13 protein-coding genes are annotated in these 19,715 nt (G+C 39.8%); 3 read left to right on the top strand and 10 right to left on the bottom strand.

From position 1 onward, the window contains the following. Positions 1-228: 228 nt before the first annotated feature. The gene (locus tag ACVPPQ_RS08415; RefSeq protein ID WP_463493983.1) at positions 229-579 is read left to right on the top strand and encodes a DUF2200 domain-containing protein; all 351 of its coding nucleotides are present in this window, start codon (positions 229-231) and stop codon (positions 577-579) included. 167 nt (positions 580-746) lie between these two features. Here ACVPPQ_RS08415 and ACVPPQ_RS08410 read toward each other — a convergent pair whose 3' ends face one another. From ACVPPQ_RS08410 to rseP, 8 genes are all read right to left on the bottom strand, one after another. Further along, entirely contained in the window at positions 747-2,192 is a 1,446-nt protein-coding gene (locus ACVPPQ_RS08410; protein WP_463493981.1) for an LlaJI family restriction endonuclease, read from the bottom strand. Positions 2,193-2,195: 3 nt separating this feature from the next. Next, on the bottom strand, positions 2,196-3,650 hold the full coding sequence (locus ACVPPQ_RS08405; RefSeq protein WP_463493979.1) for an AAA family ATPase: 1,455 nt from the start codon (positions 3,648-3,650) through the stop codon (positions 2,196-2,198). Positions 3,651-3,654: 4 nt separating this feature from the next. Continuing rightward, the gene (locus ACVPPQ_RS08400) at positions 3,655-4,347 is read right to left on the bottom strand and encodes a hypothetical protein (RefSeq protein ID WP_463493977.1); all 693 of its coding nucleotides are present in this window, start codon (positions 4,345-4,347) and stop codon (positions 3,655-3,657) included. A 50-nt stretch (positions 4,348-4,397) separates the two neighbouring features. Next, positions 4,398-5,135 carry a DNA-methyltransferase gene (locus ACVPPQ_RS08395; protein WP_463493975.1) on the bottom strand — a complete coding sequence of 246 codons (738 nt, stop codon included), beginning with the start codon at positions 5,133-5,135 and terminating at the stop codon, positions 4,398-4,400. Next, positions 5,122-6,204 carry a DNA cytosine methyltransferase gene (locus ACVPPQ_RS08390; protein WP_463493973.1) on the bottom strand — a complete coding sequence of 361 codons (1,083 nt, stop codon included), beginning with the start codon at positions 6,202-6,204 and terminating at the stop codon, positions 5,122-5,124. Before ACVPPQ_RS08390 ends, ACVPPQ_RS08395 begins: the two co-directional genes overlap by 14 nt. Positions 6,205-6,344: 140 nt before the next feature. After that, positions 6,345-10,685, bottom strand: a complete 4,341-nt coding sequence (locus ACVPPQ_RS08385) for a PolC-type DNA polymerase III (protein ID WP_463493971.1) — start codon at positions 10,683-10,685, stop codon at positions 6,345-6,347. Positions 10,686-10,827: 142 nt separating this feature from the next. Continuing rightward, entirely contained in the window at positions 10,828-12,549 is a 1,722-nt protein-coding gene (locus ACVPPQ_RS08380; RefSeq protein WP_025082863.1) for a proline--tRNA ligase, read from the bottom strand. A gap of 25 nt (positions 12,550-12,574) precedes the next feature. Continuing rightward, positions 12,575-13,870 carry an RIP metalloprotease RseP gene (rseP, locus tag ACVPPQ_RS08375; protein WP_051552794.1) on the bottom strand — a complete coding sequence of 432 codons (1,296 nt, stop codon included), beginning with the start codon at positions 13,868-13,870 and terminating at the stop codon, positions 12,575-12,577. Positions 13,871-14,086: 216 nt separating this feature from the next. Here rseP and ACVPPQ_RS08370 point away from each other — a divergent pair, with 216 nt between their 5' ends. After that, positions 14,087-15,010 (top strand): agmatine deiminase family protein, encoded by a 924-nt coding sequence (locus tag ACVPPQ_RS08370; protein WP_463493968.1) that lies wholly within the window; start codon positions 14,087-14,089, stop codon positions 15,008-15,010. 209 nt (positions 15,011-15,219) lie between these two features. Here the strand turns inward: ACVPPQ_RS08370 and ACVPPQ_RS08365 are convergent, their stop codons facing one another. Both ACVPPQ_RS08365 and ACVPPQ_RS08360 read right to left on the bottom strand, forming a co-directional pair. Beyond that, a complete protein-coding gene (locus tag ACVPPQ_RS08365) occupies positions 15,220-16,008 on the bottom strand; it encodes a phosphatidate cytidylyltransferase (RefSeq protein WP_463493966.1) in 789 nt (262 codons plus the stop codon). Between the two features lie 24 nt (positions 16,009-16,032). After that, on the bottom strand, positions 16,033-16,794 hold the full coding sequence (locus ACVPPQ_RS08360; RefSeq protein WP_463493964.1) for an isoprenyl transferase: 762 nt from the start codon (positions 16,792-16,794) through the stop codon (positions 16,033-16,035). A 165-nt stretch (positions 16,795-16,959) separates the two neighbouring features. On the opposite strand from ACVPPQ_RS08360, the gene ACVPPQ_RS08355 reads away from it, so the two are divergent. Continuing rightward, on the top strand, positions 16,960-19,707 hold the full coding sequence (locus tag ACVPPQ_RS08355) for a YhgE/Pip domain-containing protein (protein WP_463493962.1): 2,748 nt from the start codon (positions 16,960-16,962) through the stop codon (positions 19,705-19,707). The last annotated feature ends 8 nt before the right edge of the window (positions 19,708-19,715 follow it).

Raw genomic sequence — 19,715 nt, 5'->3', positions numbered from 1 at the left:
TACTGATAACAATATAACATAATTTTCATGAAAATACAATGGTAGGAGTTGGGGATTTTAATCCTCCAATCCGCTTTATTAATGAAAGCAATCAATTCCAATCGACAACATGCTTGGACCAGTTACTTTTCTTTACAAATAAACGATTACAACGCTATAATTTGGTTGAAATTCCCTTTATTTTTTTCGATTCTTGAACATAAAAGTGCACTTCTAAGGAGGACTATTATGCCACGAACTAACATCGCCACCATGTCACTTACGAAAGTCTACCCGCTACTCGTTCAGAAAGCTGAACGTAAACAGCGAACGCAAGCGGAAGTTAATCAGATTATCTGCTGGTTGACTGGTTACACTCAGACCGAGCTCGATGCTCAACTTGCAAAAGGTATCACCTACCAAGCATTCTTCGATGAAGCCCCACAGATGAACCCAAACTGTCACCTGATTACGGGCGTCGTCTGTGGCATTCGCGTCGAAACCATTGAAGACCCTCTGATGCAAAAAGTGCGCTATTTAGATAAATTGATTGATGAATTGGCTAAGGGAAAAGTGATAGATAAGATACTACGGAAGTGATTAACAAAAAGGGCTCTGATAATACTAGATTTTTTCTAGTATTATCAGAGCCTCTTTAATTGTTGATACATTTAATTAGTCATCTTCAATAAAGAAATCCTCATCGATATCGAATGCAGTAACAACCCATTATATCTAATTTCCCCAAATATAAAAAACAACCGTAATTATAAATTTAATTTTCCAATATCAAACTTCTGATTGCGTAAGTATAACGAATAAATCTCTTCTGCCGGTAACTGACGAATCTGAACACTCTGAAGATCTAAAGACTCAAACATATTCATACTGACTCTACCTTTATCAATTACTATATCTTTTTCTGTTGGCATCAAAAAGCAATTACGTACATCAGAAATCTGATCCTGCTGAATAACACTTTGATATGCGAGCTGGTATAAATACTGCTTCGTAATATCTCCAATTCCCGGCTGTCCTGATAATTGTCTAGGCTCTAAAATCAAATTATAATACTTAGCATCAAAAATAATAAATCGATATCTACTTTCTATTTTTTGTAATGTTACGATATCTGGAATTAAGGTATCTTTTGCTGCCAGTATAAAAGCATCATCCTTACCATACCACTTAGGCACTTCAATCGATTCAATAAGTTTTAATGACGTATTATCCATTTGAACTTTAATTGGTAGATTCCGAACCGGAATTTGCAACTGATTATCCATTACTTCTGCGCAGATTTTTTCCCATACTAAGTTAAAACCATTCGTACCAAACATTGAAAAATTATCAATATCTGCTAGATGATTACTTTGAGCAATATAAGTATATAAAGTCTTCAACATAAGTTGCTTATGAGTATCAAATTGAGAATTCATTTCATTTTTTAGGTGATATAAAATTTCATGTTTGTCACCAAAAGTTTCTAGTTCTTCATCAGATATTTCTACTGGAGAAATACCAAATAAATCTATTAAACCAGCTTGTTGTAGCTCTCTCGAACAAATACTAAGCACAGTCTCATGAAGTCTCTTAAAATAATCAAGTTCATTATCCACACGTTTTTTTGTATATATTTCCATGTAGTATGGTTTACTATTGCTTAAATAAGTAAAAGTCTCATTGATTGTTTTATCCCATAAAACTTCTCCATCTCCATTTGTCTCAATAATATCCATTGTATTAATATACAAACCATTTTCATAATAATCATGGAGTAAATAAATCATTACTGCCAATAGATTGAATGTCTTTGTATCATCTATATCATTAAACATACGAATAATTTCTTCTTTTGCATTATACTTTTCAAGCACTCTTAAAATAGTTCTTAATTTTGCTGTCGGTTCTAAATCAGAAAAAATATATTTTGGATAACATTTCAGTACTCTACCAAAAGATGTAATCACCCCAACAAAAGTAAATACATAATAGTATTCGGCTTGACCAACTTCCGTACTTTCAATTTCAATATCTTCTTCAACTAAATCAGTTAAAGCTAATTGTTTAGCATTAGCTCTAACTGATTTCACAATACCATATTGTTTCAATTTCTTAATGAATAAAGTTACTTGATTCATATTACACTTAAATAACTTTGCAAGTTCAAATTGAGTATAGCGTTTTTGTTCTTTTATAAACAAAGAAATCATAGGCTACTCCTTTGAAACATTATCAAATTTCATATAAATATTAGGATTAAAGCATTCAATTCCTTTTTCATCGAATACTTGACAAATAGATGAATAGCTTGAACTATCAACATCAGTATCTCCTAGAAACAACGTTGCACGCTTTTGTCTAGCGGCATCTTCAAAAAGATACATAATAATTTTACTCTTAAATGCATCGACGAATTTTTCTTTATCAATTAATCCATCATCACCTGCTTTAATAATTTTCAAAGATAGAAAAAACGGTCCAAGTAGTTTGTCTTCATTCAGTTTATAAGAAGAAAGTTCGTTATTAATAGCTTTACGAAGTTCATTCCATTCAATAGTCTTTTCATATTCACCTTCGCCAAGTTTAACTTTCAAACCAGCAATCTTTTTCTCTCCATCATTAATACCGATGTTTTTAAAATCCCATCTACGTTTAAATGCTGTATCCATAGGATATACACCTTGATCCGCACTATTCATTGTAGCCCATATAAACATATTATTTGGTATCTTTATTTCATTAAAATCACTAACTACTCCGGCCAATTCTTTAGCAAGATATTTTTTTACATCTTCTGATGTTTCAATTGCATACTCACTAACGTTATTATCATCACGATCAAGTAACTGAAACACATCCCCAAAAACAGCTGCAACATTGGTTCGATTAATTTCCTCAATTATCAGCAAATATGGTTTTGGATGATTAGTCTGGGCATTTTTTAAGGCCTTAACGTATGTTCGCATAAATGGACCAGGTACGTATTCATACGTTATTTCGTCTGACTTAGACTTATTAATAAATTCAGAGGCTTTAATTGAATAATTAATTTGCGAATCAGGCTTACTGTCTGCGGATTCTTTTTTTGCAATATCTAAAAAATACTTTTTACTCTGATTGTCTGGGAATTTTAATCCTAGAAGTAATAATAGTGTACGCTGTCCGTTGTCATTACCCTTAGAAATTTTAAATGAAAGTTCTCTAAAATTTTCTTCTGTTATATCATCAGCTTTTTTTATGTCTGAAAGAATTGGAATTAAATTATTGTTATTTACAACAGTAGGTTTATACGTGCCCACAAAATTAGCATACGAATAATCCGGATGAAAGGTCACCCGCTCATATTCACCCCCTTGCTTCAATAAATCGTCTTTATCTTTATTCAAACTAAAACTTTTACCCGTTCCAGGAGCACCAAAAATTATACGATTAAATGGATAGTTTGATATCAGCCTGGTATCAAAATTCAACGTATAGATTCTATTTAATAATTCATCACTCTCTTTTTCTAATTCAATTTCATTTCCATTATGCAACATGTTCATGAAAGAACCATTATTTATTAAGTTAGCCAAGACTTTGCTACTATATTCATTTCCATTAAATATATAATTACCGTCGTCTGTAAATTTTATAACTTGCTTTTTGTTCATAATATTTCCTTTCATTCATCTATAATACTGCTCTTATATCACTTAATCTCTTATCAGAAAGTAATCCAATACTAGACAGTGTTCTCAAAGAATTTTTACTATATCGTAATTGATCCGATTTAACAGCATCACTTCTAAGACCACGAGAATTAATTTCGGCACTTACTGTACTTCTGTATATTATACTCTTCAATATATCATGTTTTTCTTTATTTCTATCAATATCAGTAGATACAAGATGATATGTTGTATCTACTGAACTCCGTCCGTCAATAGTACCAGCTATAAAATTGTTAATAAACTCATCAGGTATTTGTCTTGCCAATTCCATCAGATAATTATTAAACTCATTGTATAGATTTAAATAATTATTTGATAAGTCTTTATTTATTTTTGTTTTAACATAGACTATAAACCCTTTTTTTCCATTCTTTCTTAATCCATTATTTGCCTTGAGATATTTTACACCACTACAATAAACAAATGGAAAATCATTTCCCAAGTTATCAGAATTAAATAATGTGGCTAACGAAAAAATATGCTTATTCAATTGTATATCATCAATCAAATTTGCTTGGTGTGCAACAGTTCCTGCTATAACATAAGTATCAACGTCATCTAAAACTGCAATATCTAATCTTGGTAACATAAGGCCAAGAACATACGCTTTTGATTTTGACCATTCTAAATTACAAAATTTTTCTAAGTCCATACAAATGATTCTCCTTTGATTTAGTAACTATATAATTTATTTCTTACAATTTATTTTGATATATCACTACATGTTATTTCATGTAGTCTATTCTTTGCGATATCATAATATTCATTTGAAAGCTCTATCCCAATAAAATTTCTATTATGTCTTAATGCAGCAACTCCCGTTGTCCCTGATCCCATAAACGGATCCATTATAGTATCTCCAGAATTTGAATGAATTTGAATAATATCCGACATTAATTTATAACTCTTCTGTGTTGGATGTTTAGTTCTTTCTCTTCCCGCTACTGTAGGTGTTTTAAACTCTGCTCTTAAATATCCGTTTTCTTCAGGTTTATTAAATATCCATTTCTCCCCTGGTTTTACAGCCCATATAGCATATTCAGTATCCTGAACATATCTTCGAGTAACGTTTCTCGGCATAGGATTAGATTTGATCCATTTTAGAATATCTTTGACAATAAATCCAGACCTTTCAAGTTCATCCGCAATATAACTAAGATACCTATACGATGAAAAGATTATGAAACTACCACCATTACTAATTAATTCACCATACACTGAAATCCAACTATATAAATCAAATTGCTTATCCCATTCACCAAAATCGACTCCTTGTCGGTTAGCAGAGTTCATAGTATTAAAATTATTTTTTTTTGAGATGTTATATGGCGGATCTGTAATAATATGATTAACAGTCAAATTTTCACTTTTTAATTTGCTTACTAATTCATAAGCATCACCGTGATATATTTTAAGCGTATTTGTATTACTTTTGTTCATCAAATATAACCTGCTTTCGTATTGCTGTTGCAATTGCCGACGCCATAAGCGGTGGAACTGCGTTACCTATTTGTTTTGTAACATACGTTTTTTTCCCAACAAATATAAAATCATCTGGAAAGCTTTGAATTCTAGCAGCTTCTCTTGGCGTAATTGCCCTATTTAATACCGGATGACTATTCGTTCCGTTAGATGGTGTATCAAATCGTGTATCAATTGTTGGACTTTGTGAGTCCCATTTTAATCTTCCCCATGTTGTTTTAAATTTTTGCTTACCCCATAGTTCCCTTGGCAAGTATTCCTTACCTTTTTCAGGAGGAATCATTTTTAACTTATCCAATGCACCTTCAGAATGATTCGTCGCTATATGATTATATAATTTTCCTTTTGAATTTTTTCTCATTTTCCTTTGATATTCTGATTTTATAGGTATTTTATAAGTCGATTCGAAATCTCCTTCTCCTGACTCTAGATAATCCAGATCTGAAATAGCATCTCTGACGGTTGTCAAATTCATTGTTGTCGGTACCGGTAATTTAATCGACTTTACTTTACTTGCAATAATAATTGCACGTTTCCTATTTTGAGGTACTCCATAATCACTTGCGGTCAAAATTCCATAGTCCATATAATAATTCAATTCGTTTATTTTCTTTTCAATTTCGTTTAAAAAGTATCCATTGACAGCCGAAAGCATAGACTTCACATTTTCTATAACAAATATTTCAGGTTGAATTCGCTTTACTATATCTAAATATTCTAAAAACAAAAAATTTCTAGGATCTTTAAGACCTAATTGTTTTCCTTTATTACTAAAACCTTGACACGGAGGCCCACCTATAATCATATTAACTTTACTTTTATTTGAATTTTTTATTATTTCTTCCTTTATATTATCCTTAGTAATATCACCATATACAATCTTAGTATCTGGAAAGTTCATACTAAATGTTTTTAATGCTTCTTCATTAAAATCCGTCGCTACAACTGTTTTAAAACCATCTATACTATCAAAGCCTTTAGAAAATCCGCCGGCACCCGAAAAAAGATCTAAAATTCTGTAAACCATTATAAAATCTCCTCTACATTCAATTGCTTAATTATACCACATAGTACATTAAATAATACTATTATACCAAGTCCCTCAACAATAATATATTAAACAAAAGAAGCCGTCTGATAGTAAATAATCAGACAACTTCTTCTTTTCTACATCATATCAAACAGCGACAACTGGTTCTCATCCGGTAGATCGGACAAGACGTTGTTGACCGTCATGTATTCGATCAAGGTTTTCGAAACTTTACCGCGGTTGGATAAATCTTCTTTGGATAAGAAGGGTTTTTCTTCGCGGGCGGAAACGATTTGTTTGGCGACGTTATCGCCGAGACCAGGAACGGCTCTAAATGGGGCGAGTAACGTGTGGTCATCTTGAATTAAGAAGTTGGCGGAGTCGGATTTTTCGACGTCGACCATCTTAATATTGACACCCCGTTCCAAACATTCGTTGGCGATTTCGAGGACCGTCAACAAATTCTTTTCCTTGGTGCTGGCTTCCATCCCTTTATCGGTGATTTCCTTCATACGGGCCTTGACGCCTTCTTTGCCTTGGGCCATTGCCACGAGGTCGAAGTCATCGGCGCGCACACTGAAATACGTACAATAATAAATAATCGGGAAGTAAACTTTGAAATAAGCAATCCGCAACGCCATCATGATATAGGCGGTCGCATGGGCTTTCGGGAACATGTATTTAATCTTCAAACAAGAATCGATATACCAATCAGGCACGTTCTCATTTTCGCGCATGGCTTGTTGCCAGTCGTCCGGAATCCCTTTACCCTTACGGACCCGTTCCATGATGTTGAAGGCGATGCTGTCGTCCATCCCCCAATGAATTAAATCCATCATGATGTTATCCCGACAACCAATCACGTCCTTCAACGTGACGACGCCCTTGTTGATTAACTCTTCGGCGTTGCCTAACCACACATCAGTCCCATGAGACAGGCCGGAAATTTGTAACAATTCTGAGAAAGTCGTTGGGTGGGTTTCTTCGAGCATCCCGCGGACAAAACGCGTCCCAAATTCCGGTACGCCGAGGGTGCCCATCTTCGAATTGATCTGTTCTGGTGTGACATCTAATGAATCAGTCCCGGAAAAGAGCGCCATCACGCCGGGATCATCGGTTGGAATCGTCTTGGGGTTAATCCCCGACAAATCTTGGAGCATCCGAATCATCGTGGGATCATCATGGCCCAAGATATCGAGTTTTAAGATATTATCATGGATCGAATGGAAATCAAAATGGGTTGTCTTCCAAGCCGCATCTTGATCATCGGCTGGAAATTGAATTGGCGTAAAGTCGTAAATGTCCATATAATCCGGCACAACGATAATCCCGGCCGGATGTTGACCAGTCGTTCGTTTAACACCGGTTGAACCCTTGGCGAGTCGATCAATTTCAGCCGCTCGGAAAGTCTGTTCCGTGTCACGTTCGTAGGCTTTAACGTAACCGTACGCCGTTTTATCGGCGACGGTACCAATCGTGCCGGCCCGGAACACATTGTTTTCACCAAATAAAACTTTCGTATAATTATGCGCCACCGATTGATAATCACCCGAGAAATTCAAATCGATATCGGGGACTTTATCCCCATGGAAGCCTAGGAAGGTTTCGAACGGAATATCATGGCCATCTTTATCGAGTGGTGTATCACACTGCGGACAATTTTTATCGTCTAAATCGTAACCCGAACCGACTTCACCCTTGGTATAAAACTCGGAATAATGACAGTTAGGACAACGGTAATGCGGTGGTAACGGGTTAACTTCGGTAATCCCGGTCATGGTGGCGACTAAACTCGAGCCGACCGATCCCCGCGAACCAACCAAGTAACCGTCCTTACCACTCTTATACACGAGCTTTTGCGAAATAAGATAAATGACCGAGAAACCATTCCCGATAATACTCTTCAATTCCTTATCCAAGCGTTCTTGGACAATCGCAGGCAATTCAGCACCGTATAATTCGTGCGCGCGATTCATGGTCAGGGTCTGAATTTCATCTTCAGCGCCTTCCATCTTCGGTGTATACAACTTGTCCTTGACCGGCACAATTTCATCGAGGCTATCGGCTAGCGCATTCGGATTCGTGACCACGATTTCTTGAGCCTTATCAGCGCCTAAAAAGGCAAAAGCTTTCAACATTTCATCAGTTGACCGGAAATGAACGTCTGGTAATTTCGAACGGTTTAACGGATTAGCGCCGCCCATCGAATTGATCAGAATCTTACGATAAATTGAATCAACCGGGTTTAGATAATGGGCATCGCCCGTCGCAACGACTGGTTTGCCGAGTTCGGCACCCAGCTTGACTAAATTGGCAATGATTTCTTCCAAAGCTTTTTCGTCTTGGACCAATTCACGTTCCAACAACGGTGCGTAAACGGCTTTGGGCATGACTTCGATGTAGTCATAATACTTCGCCCGACTGCGGGCTTCTTCGTAACCTTTTTGCATCATCGCTTCAAAGACTTCACCACTACTGCAGGCCGAACCAACGATAATCCCTTCACGCAATGCGTCTAAGCGGCTCTTCGGTAAGCGTGGTGTTCGGTAATAGTATTCGGTCATTGACGCCGAGACTAATTTGAATAAGTTCTTCAACCCGGCTTGGGTCTTCGCCATCAAAACGGCGTGCGCTGGACGCGCTTGTTTATACGAATCACCTTCACCGACTCGATTGTTCAATTGATTAACGTTAAGCATCTCGTAGCGCGTGGCCGCTTCGGTTTCTAATTTGTACAATAAATAACCAGTGGATTCCGCATCGGCATTGGCGCGATGATGGTGTTCCAAGTTAATTTTGTAGCGTTTCGTTAATGAATCTAATTTATGATTTTTATATTCTGGATGCAACATCCGTGATAGTTCCAACGTATCAATCACGGGATTTTCGATTTGGCCTAGCTCGTTACGACCGTAACCGGCGTTCAAGAAACCCATATCAAACGTGACGTTGTGACCCGCTAAAACGGCATCGCCAGCAAAATCCTTAAACATCGCCAAGACGGCGGCTTCGGACTTGGCATCTTGCACCATTTCATTGGTGATACTGGTCAATTGCGTCGTAAACGCCGATAACGATTTACCAGGATTGATAAATTCATCAAACGAGGCCACCACTTCACCGTTTTTCATTTTAACGGCGGCTAATTCGATAATTGAATCGTAAACGGCCGACAATCCGGTCGTTTCCACATCAAAAATCACGTATTCGGCGGACTCTAAGACTTCGTCGCGTAAATTATAGGCAACTGGTGTGCCGTCATTGACGAGATTGACTTCCACGCCGTACAAAATTTTAACGTTATTCTTCTTACCCGCGGCGTACGCATCCGGAAACGATTGTAAATTGTAATGATCGGTGACCGCAATGGCGGACTGGCCCCAACTGGCGGCTTGTTTGACGAAATCGCCAATTTTATTGGTGGCGTCCATTTGCGACATGTTGGTGTGCAAATGCAATTCGACCCGTTTACCATTCTCAGCGGTATCTTGACGTTTCGGATGACTGACTTCGACCAAATCATTGGCATTCAGTACCAAATCACGGAGGAAATTATCTTCTTGAACACTCCCACGAACTTTGAACCACATGCCCGGATTGATGGCGGCAAACAGCCCTTCATCGCTGGCATCCCGTGAGAACTTCTTAACCGTAAATGATGATGAATAATCAGTCATCTTCAAGATTAACAATTGACGGCCCGAACGCAAGACACGAACTTCTTTATCGAAGACGTAACCTTCAATCACGACTGACCGTTCTTCTTCGTTAATTGTGATCATTTGACGCGCTGGTTCGTCGGGTTTTAAGCCGCGGCCCATACTAATTGGACCGTCAACTGGTTTGCCTTCAGCTTGGCGTTTTTCTTTAAGCGCTTCATTTTTCTTAATGGCTTCAGCCGCGGCTTGCGCTCGGGCGGCATCTTGGACCGCTTTTTTCGCTTGGAAATCCTCAATCGCTTTTTGCGAAGCGGATTCATCAATTAACGGTTGAATCGCAAACTTCGGAAACCCTAAACGGCGATAACCATCTTGAATCGCGGTTTGTGCTTGGTTAATGAAGAAGTTTTTAACAATATCATTTTCAACGACTAGATAAGTTTGCTTGCCGTCCATGTAAGGTGTCTCTTTCGCACAGAGTTCGTGCAATAGTGACGATTGGATGCCGCTATGATTGACCACGTATTCCCAATAGGCCGCTAAGACACCACCATCAAGTTCGGTTTTGTCGGTTGTCATCGCGAGTTGAACGGTCGCAATGGACTTAAACGCCGCTTCCAAATATTGTTCAAACGTCACAAAGACCGCGTAAGGTAATACCGTCTCAAAATGCAATTTGAACGTCCAAGCCTTCGAGTTTTCATGGACGATGACTTGTTCGACTTGACCGGTTTTAAAACCGGGATAGTTCGCCACATCGGCGGGTAATTCGATTTGTTCTAATAATTTCTGAAACAATGCCGTTTGATCTAATGCCACAAAAGGGCCCCCTTAACGCTGGTAATTGAGTATCAAGTCAGAAAACCAGTCTACCCAGAAACTAAGGATAAACTGGTTTTCTAATTTGAACGGAAATTGATACGTGTGACAAACTCAACACGCTTAAACAATATCGTCGTGATTATTCAGTGACTGATTGTTTGCTATCTAAAAGGACACTTAATGAATTGATTAATTCATCTTTCTTCACTTCTAGTGTTTCACCCGTTTTACGAATTTTGACTTCGACAATTTCTTCAGTCGCTTTTTTACCGACCGTAATCCGGATTGGCAAGCCAATTAAATCGCTATCGGCAAACTTAACGCCCGCGCGTTCTTTACGATCATCAACTAATACTGAATAACCGGCTTCTTCTAATAAAATTTCGATTTGTTCCGCTAATAGCACTTGGTCCGCATCTTTAACGTTGACGGGCACAATGTGCAAATCAAATGGCGCAATCGTACTTGGCCAAACGAGGCCGTTATCGTCAGCTTGTTGTTCCGTAATGGCGGATAGTAAACGACTAACCCCAATCCCGTAACAACCCATGATGATCGGTTTAGCGCGGCCGTTTTCATCTAAGAAAGTCGCACCAAATGCTTCTGAATAGCGTGTGCCTAATTTAAAGATATGACCAATTTCGATGCCCTTAGTAAATTGTAATTTACCTTCGCCATCTGGTGAGGCTTCACCTTCTTGAACGAAACGTAAATCAGCATAATCCGTTTCAGCAAAATCGCGTTTGCCGTTAACGTTTAATAAATGATGATCGGCTTCATTGGCGCCAACGACTGCATTAACCATCGCTTCAACACTATAATCAGCCACTAATTTGACTGCTTCAGGTGCATTAACTGGCCCGATTGACCCCATTGGTGCGCCCATGACAGTTTGCACTTGTTCTGGCGTGGCCATTTCTAAGAAATCAGCATTCAAGAAGTTCTTTAATTTAACATCATTGACTTCGTAATCACCACGGACTAAAACCAAGACTGGTTTTTCGTCGGCAATAAAGAGGACACTCTTAATGATTTGTTGCGCTGTGATTTCTAAACGAGCTGCGACTTCTTCAATCGTATGTGCATCGCCAGTCGCGACTTTTTCAGTTTCCAATTGAACGTCAGTTGAACTTTGGCTAGGACGAACACCGCTAGCCATTTCTAAGTTGGCCGCGTATTGGCTTTGATCAGAATAAACAATCGTATCTTCACCGATATCAGCGATTGCGGTAAATTCTTTAGAATCTTTACCACCCATCGCCCCGGCATCCCCAATGATGGCCCGGAAATCTAATCCACAACGGGTAAAAATATTGGTGTAAGCTTGTTCCATTTGGCGGAAGGTCGTATCTAAGTCAGCTTCGTTGGCTGAGAATGAATACGCATCTTGCATAATGAATTCACGACCGCGGAGCAAACCGTAGCGTGGACGATTTTCATCACGATACTTGGTTTGAATTTGATATAACGTTAAGGGTAGTTTCTTGTACGATTTAATGTTATTTCGCACTAAATCAGTAAACGTTTCTTCATGCGTTGGGCCTAAAATGAAGTCCCGTTCATGACGATCCTTTAACTTGAACAAGTTTTGGCCGTATGTGTCATAACGCCCTGATTCTTGCCATAATTCAGCGGGAATCACACTTGGCATTTGCATCTGAATCGCATCAATCTTGTCCATTTCTTCGCGAATAATCGTTTGAATTTTATCTAACACGCGAAAACCGAGTGGTAAATAACTATAGATACCCGCTGAGACTTGGTGAATATAGCCGGCCCGTAACATCATGCGATGGCTTTTAGCTTCCGCAGAGTTAGGAACTTCCTTTAAAGTTGGAATAAATAATTTTGACTGTTTCATATGTTGTTATGCCTCCAAATGTAATCTAAAAGAAAAAGCGTTGAATATCGTTCCAAGTGACTAAGACCATCAATAATACCATGATACCAACCCCAACCAACGTCACAATCCCCTCTTTTTCGGGTGATAGTGGTTTACGGCGAATCGCTTCAATCACGTTTAAGACTAACTTGCCGCCATCTAATGCTGGAATTGGAATTAAGTTCATGATCCCCAAGTTTAATGATAGGAAGGCCAAGAAATAGACCAACGCGTTAAACCCTTGTTCTGTGAATTGAGTCGTCATCGAATACATGCCGACCGGTCCTGATAATTTATTTAATGAAAAACCACCGGTTAAAAATGAACCGAGGACTTTAAAAATTTGACTGGCAATCGACCACGATTGCGTAAAACCGTATTTAACCATCGTCATAATCCGATGATCTTGACTCGCAGTGACGCCGACTTGACCCACTTTGGTTTTATCCTGCGTGACTGCTTTGGGCGTCACTGTAACCGTCTTCGTTTGTTGTCCCCGTTGGTACTTAATTTGAACCGGTTTGTTTGGATTCTTAGCAATAATTTGACTGAAATCCGTGAACGAAGTCACTTTGTCGCCATTAACGGCCAAGAGTTTGTCATCGGTTTTTAAACCCGCTTTTTGCGCGGGTGAATTCGCTTGAATTGTGCCGAGTTGCGCCTTATTCTGGGCAACCCCACCGCTTAACATCGCAAAGAGAATAAAGGCCACAATCGCCAAAATAAAGTTGTTGAACGGTCCGGCAAAGTTGGTTAACATCCGGTTGATTAACGTCGCTGATTGGAATTGAACATCGACCGGTGCGATTTGCACTTCAGTCCCGTCCGCTTCAATAATCGTCGCATCGTGCAGGACTGAATACCGTTTTAATTCGGATTCGTCACCGGCTTCATAACCTTCTAACCACAATTCCTTTTGTAGATCGGTTTTAGCGATTTGGAAAGGTACCCCGTTTAAAGTGGTCACCTTATCGCTCGTATTAATCCGCTGAACCTGGCCCTGGTCGTTCAAGATCAGGGTTGCTTGAGTGCCTGCTTCGATTTCAGATTCATCATCCGCCATCCCCGCCATGCGGACGTAACCGCCTAACGGTAACCAGCGAATCGTATAAGTCGTGCCATTCTTCCGGGTAGCAAAGAGCTTGGGCCCCATCCCCACGGAAAACTCGCGCACTAAAATGCCTGAACGTTTAGCCACATAGAAATGACCAAATTCATGCACCACTACTAAAATACCAAAAATAATGATAAACGCAATTATCGCCGCCAATTGTGTACGACTCCCTTCTAGATGCGTCATTTTAGACTTTGTTTAAGTATGAACTGTTATATTATATCACGAATCTGGTTTTCTCAAAAATAATGCTTAATTCTCTTTTAAAATAATTATAATATTAATTAAAAAAAAGTTGTCAAGCATCAATTTAAGCTGCTAGCTCGGCTTTATATTTTTATTAATATTATATAACCAAATCGGCCTGTATAATAACGGCAATCAACCAAAGGAGGTTTCACCATGTTCCGTAAACTCAGCTTATTATTGTTCGCCGGTAGTTTAGCAACGACGATTCCCCAATGTACACATCCACAAGGACAACTCTTCACCGGTCGTCCTCGATTAAGCGATCATTATTATTGGCCGTTTAAAAAAGATATCCGACAATTTGAACGGGCGACCACTAGCATCCCGATTCCCTATGGCGATATCTGGATTAAAGATGTCGCACCAGTCGTGACGTCACGCTTGGTCAAGTTTCGCTATTCGCCCGATTATCTCCCTAAAAAACAAAGCGCTGCATTAGAATCAGCCTTTTCGGATTGGCTCGATCAACAACATTTCGACTACCTTAAATCCGCTATTATCTTAGATGGCGGTAATTGCATCTACAACGGCCGTGACACTGTGATTATCACCACTAGGGTCTTACAAGATAATCCGGCGTATTCACGATCCGCCTTAATTCAGACACTCAAGTCACAACTACAAGTCACTCACGTTATCCTGATTGCCCCTGAACCTGGTGACGTTTTGGGACACGCTGATGGTCAAGTCCATTTTTTAAGCCCGGACTGCCTACTATTGGGTGATTTTAGTGGTCATCAAAAAATCAAACAGCAATTGCAACGTGCATTACCTCAAACGACCATTATTGATTTACCCTCCAGTTACCAAGCTGCGGGTCAATACGATCCCGAAATTCCGTCGGCCAAAGGACTCTATATCAACATGACTGAAACGACTTCGACCGTCTACGTTCCCCAATACGGTCTTAAAATGGATCAAGCAATCATCAAGTTGGTCCAACAGCACACCTCTAAAAAAGTCCAAGCCGTTGATGTCACCCACCTATCGACACTCGGCGGATCCGTCAACTGTTTAACTTGGTATTGTCCCAACAATTTATTACCGGCACAATTAAAAAAACACGCCAATTCTTAAATGAGAATTGACGCGTCATGGTAAGTTTAATTTAGATTGGGGAATAATGCTCGGAAGTTACACGTGGGTTCCAAGACTCTGATTTGAAACGTGCTCCTGCGCTAGCTTCTTCCGTCTAGCTACAAATGGCGAATCATGACTAAAAACCAGTCATAATTCGCCATTTTAGGCTATACCTCAGAAGCTAAACAGCACAGTCGCACTCTATATTAAATTAATCCAAACAAATGCAACAATGGTAAGACGAACAACATGCTGTCGAAACGGTCTAAAATGCCGCCGTGGCCTGGTAATATTTTGCCTGAATCTTTGACGCCGTAATAGCGTTTGTAAGCTGATTCGACTAAATCACCTAATTGACCGCAGATTGAGAAGATAACGGTTAAGCCAATCATAACGGGCATTGAGTAGGCTTGTGGGAAGAAGATTAAATAAATTGCTGCAACAACGACGGCTGATAATGTGCCGCCGATTGAACCTTCCCATGTCTTATTAGGACTAATCGCTGGCCATAGTTTATTTTTACCAAACATCCGCCCGAAAGTGTATGCACCGATATCGGTCATCCAAATCACTAATAGGATGTACATAACGGTATCAAAACCACCGATATTCCGCGTTGCGGCTAAATAATGGAAGCCTAAACCGATGTAAAGACTCGCTAAAGTCGTGACACCCATGTCGTCAAAGTTGACCCGGTTTTTCGTGAAAACCGTAATGGCTAATAAAATAGCAATGAATAGGTAGAATAAATCAAATTGGCTGACACCAGTTGGTAACCAGTCAAACGCCGTGGTTGGCAATACCAAACTTAAAACGGCTAAGCCAGCCACCATCGCATCTGGTGAAACGATGATTCGTTTACGCATAATAAAAATTTCTGATAAAGCGACTAACGCTAAGACTGCCGCAGCCACATCGATAAAGACGCCACCGAAAATTAGAATTGGAATAAAAATAATTAAGGCGACAACCGCCGTAATAACACGTTGTTTCATTAAATAGATCCTCCTAGTAACAGTTTACTTTAAACCACCAAAACGCCGATTGCGCTGTTGGTAAGTTAAGATTGCTTGTTCAAAAACAGTGGGTGTAAAATCTGGCCAGAATTCGTCGACAAAAACGAGTTCACTATAGGCAATTTGCCAAAGTAAGAAATTCGAAATCCGTTCTTCACCGCTCGTCCGAATCAATAATTCGGGATCCGCATATTGGCCTAAGAAACCCGTCATCAAATACTGACTAATTAAATCATCATCAATCGATTCAGGTTCTATCTTACCACTAACCGCATCTTTAGCAATCTGCTGAACAGCTTGTTGAATTTCATCGCGACTACCGTAATTAAGTGCAAAATTCAGAATCATCCCAGTATTTTGCGCCGTATCCGCCATCGCATCGCGCGCAGCTTGTTGCGTTTTAGCTGGTAACGCCTCTAAATTACCCATCACTTGGACCTGAACATTTTCCGCAATTAATTCTGGCATAAAAGCGCCAAAAAAATCGACCGGCAACTGCATCAAATAATGGACTTCATCATTCGGCCGTTTCCAATTTTCAGTTGAGAACGCGTATAGCGTCAACACTTTAACGCCCATCCGGCTAGCAGCTTTGGTAATCACTTTGACGTTTTCCATCCCCGCCTTGTGTCCAGCTACCCGCGGCATCAAACGCTTCTTCGCCCAACGACCATTTCCGTCCATAATAATCGCGACGTGTTGTGGGACATTATCGGGATCAATGTCCGTTGGGAGCGCCTGTTTATTTTTTGTAAACACAACCATTCCTCCAGTTCATTCGTACTCTCAATGATTGTACCAAAAATAAGGCAGACTGACTATTTAAAATCATCTTAATTATTTTCCAGGAAGCGAAACAACTAATAATGACCGTGAATTAATTATGTGCTAAACTATTTAAATATTGATCCCATTTAAAGGAGTTCCTGCATGAAGAATATCGCCGAATTATTCAAACTTGATTGGCGTCGGATTTTTAAAAAACCCGTCGCTTTCCTATTAATATTAGCCTTAATCATCATCCCCTCGCTATACGCCTGGTTCAATATCTGGGCGTTGTGGGATCCCTATAGCAAAACCCAAGATTTACAAGTCGCCGTCTATTCTGCCGATCAAAGTATCACGGTCGCTGATAAGAAAGTCGCCATTGGGGATGAACTGATTGGTCAATTAAAAAAGAACGATAAATTGGGTTGGCAATTTACAACCAGCAAAAAGCAATTGGATCAAGGCGTTAAAACCGGTAAGTACTATGCCGGCATTTACATCCCTAAAAACTTCTCTAAGGATCTGATTAGCTTCATTGATGGTCAAATTCAAAAACCGACGATTGTTTATTCTTCCAACGATAAAATTAACGCAATTGCGCCGAAGATTACTAGTGCGGGCGCAACCACCTTGCAATCGACTATTTCTGATGAATTTGTCACGACCGTTGCCAAGACCTTAATGTCGACGCTTAACAAGGCCGGCTTCGAATTAGACGCCAACTTGCCGGTCATTAATCGTTTTTCGAGTTTGATTCTTAAAACGGATCAACAAATCCCACAGATTAATCAGTATACGAATCAAGTGCTAACACTGCAGAAAAAGATTCCGGCCATGGAAGTCAAATTGGCACAGGCTAACGAATTTGCCGCCTTTTTACCCCAAGCTAACACGATGGCTAAAAAAATCACCGGCCTAAATAGCTATCTCCCCCAAGTTGAAGCAACCGGCCAACTCGTGACAACCGTTCAAGGTAAAATTCCTGAAATCCAACAAGCTGGTCAACAAATCGCGACCATCGACAGCGATTTCGACGGGATTGCCAACACACTGACCAACGGGATTGACGAAGCTAAAACCGGTTTACCCGTTTTAAACAAAACCCAAAAAGTATTACCTGACCTGATTAGTTTCAGTCAGAGCGCACAAGACGTTTCCGGCCAGATTAAAACAGATTTAATTCCGAAACTAAAAACGGCTTTGCCCGCCATTCAGAGCGCGATTGATCAAGGCCTAACGATTACCAATCAAATTGCCAAGAACATTGCGACCGATTTAACCTTAATTAATCAGCAACTAGAAGCGCTTCAAAATGATCCCGATAACATTGAAGCCAAAGCCGCCTTAAAAGCGGCCCTACAACAATTGGAGACGCATGTGGCAACTCTCCAAGCACAAAATACCCAATTAGCCGACACATTGCAAAGTTTACAAGACGCTTATAATTCAGCGGCCACCGCGGCTGGTCAACCCGAATCACACCAACTCGACACGCCAATCAAGAACCTCCGCTTGGTTGCGACTCAATTAGGCAAATTTAAGGCGCATTTGGATGCGGTCTTAGCGAATTATGATCAACTTTCATTAACTGAATTGCAAACCGCAATTAAACAGGTGATTGCCTTTGAAAATCAAGTTCAAGCAACTATTCAACAAATCCAAGCCGCTAAAATCGGCGCAACCGTTGCTAACTTGTTAGACAAATTCTCAACAATGATTAACCAAGGTGACGCTGTTTTAAGTCAGTTAAATAGTCAGGTCCTTCCTAAACTACCTAACCTTTTAACCAACACACAAAAAACCTTGCAAACTGCAATCACCTATCTCGAGAAATATGAAGCGCAGATTCCGGCGATTAAACAGGAAGTTCATGATGCCAATACGCTACTAAACGGTAATATGTCAACGATTATTACTGGTTTAAATACCGCGAGTGCCTTCTATCAAAATGATTATCCGACCGTTAAAAATAAACTCCAGCTCGCAACCAACTTCATTAACAATGATTTACCGGGCATCGAAACCGACTTAACATCAACTCTTGCGATGGCCAACGCTAAATTTCCACAATTAAAAACAGCCTTAAACGACGCAACTGACCTGATTAATAATGATTGGCCGTTCTTGCGCAGCGGGATTCAAAAAGGCGCCGCCGCGATTCGTCAACAACAAAAAACGGTTGATTTGAAAGATTTAATTAAACTGTTGCGCCGTGATGCGACCAAGGAAAGTAATTTCCTCGCCGAACCGGTTAAACTAGAAGAAAAACACGTTTATCCGATTAAAAATTACGGTTCCGCTAGCGCCCCATTCTATACAGCGCTATGCCTCTGGGTCGGTGCCCTGTTACTCAGCAATATCGTCTTAACCAATTTCAGTCTAGACGACGCACAACAAAAGAAATATACGAAGAAACAACAATTCATCGCACGGTGGTTAACCTATATCGTGATTGGGATTGCCCAAGCTGCGATTGTGGTCATCGGCAACCTCTTTATCTTAAAAGCTTACGTCGTTGATAAGCTGGCCCTTTTCTTACTCGCTATCTTCCTGAGCATGGTCTTTATGACAATTGTCTATGTGTTAGCCGCCATGTTCGGTAATGTCGGTAAAGGGCTCGCAATGATCATCTTAGTCCTCTCGATTTCCGGCGGGGGCGGTAACTTTCCCGTCGTCTTGTCCGATTCATTCTTCCAGTTCATCAACCCGCTGTTGCCTTTCACTTACGGGGTCAACATGTTGCGCGAACCAACTGGTGGCATCTACGGGCCAAACCTCTGGTACAATGTTGCAATTCTGGCACTCTTTGGAATTAGCTTCTTCTTCATTGGCCTTTTCCTCAAGGATCGCATTAACCCTTGGTTTAATAAACTACATGCCGCCGCTGCAAAAAGTCATATTATTCATTAAACACAAAA

Source organism: Latilactobacillus parafuchuensis (assembly GCF_055271665.1).
Note: the sequence above shows the minus strand (reverse complement) of the source record. Positions and strands in the feature narration are given on the sequence as shown.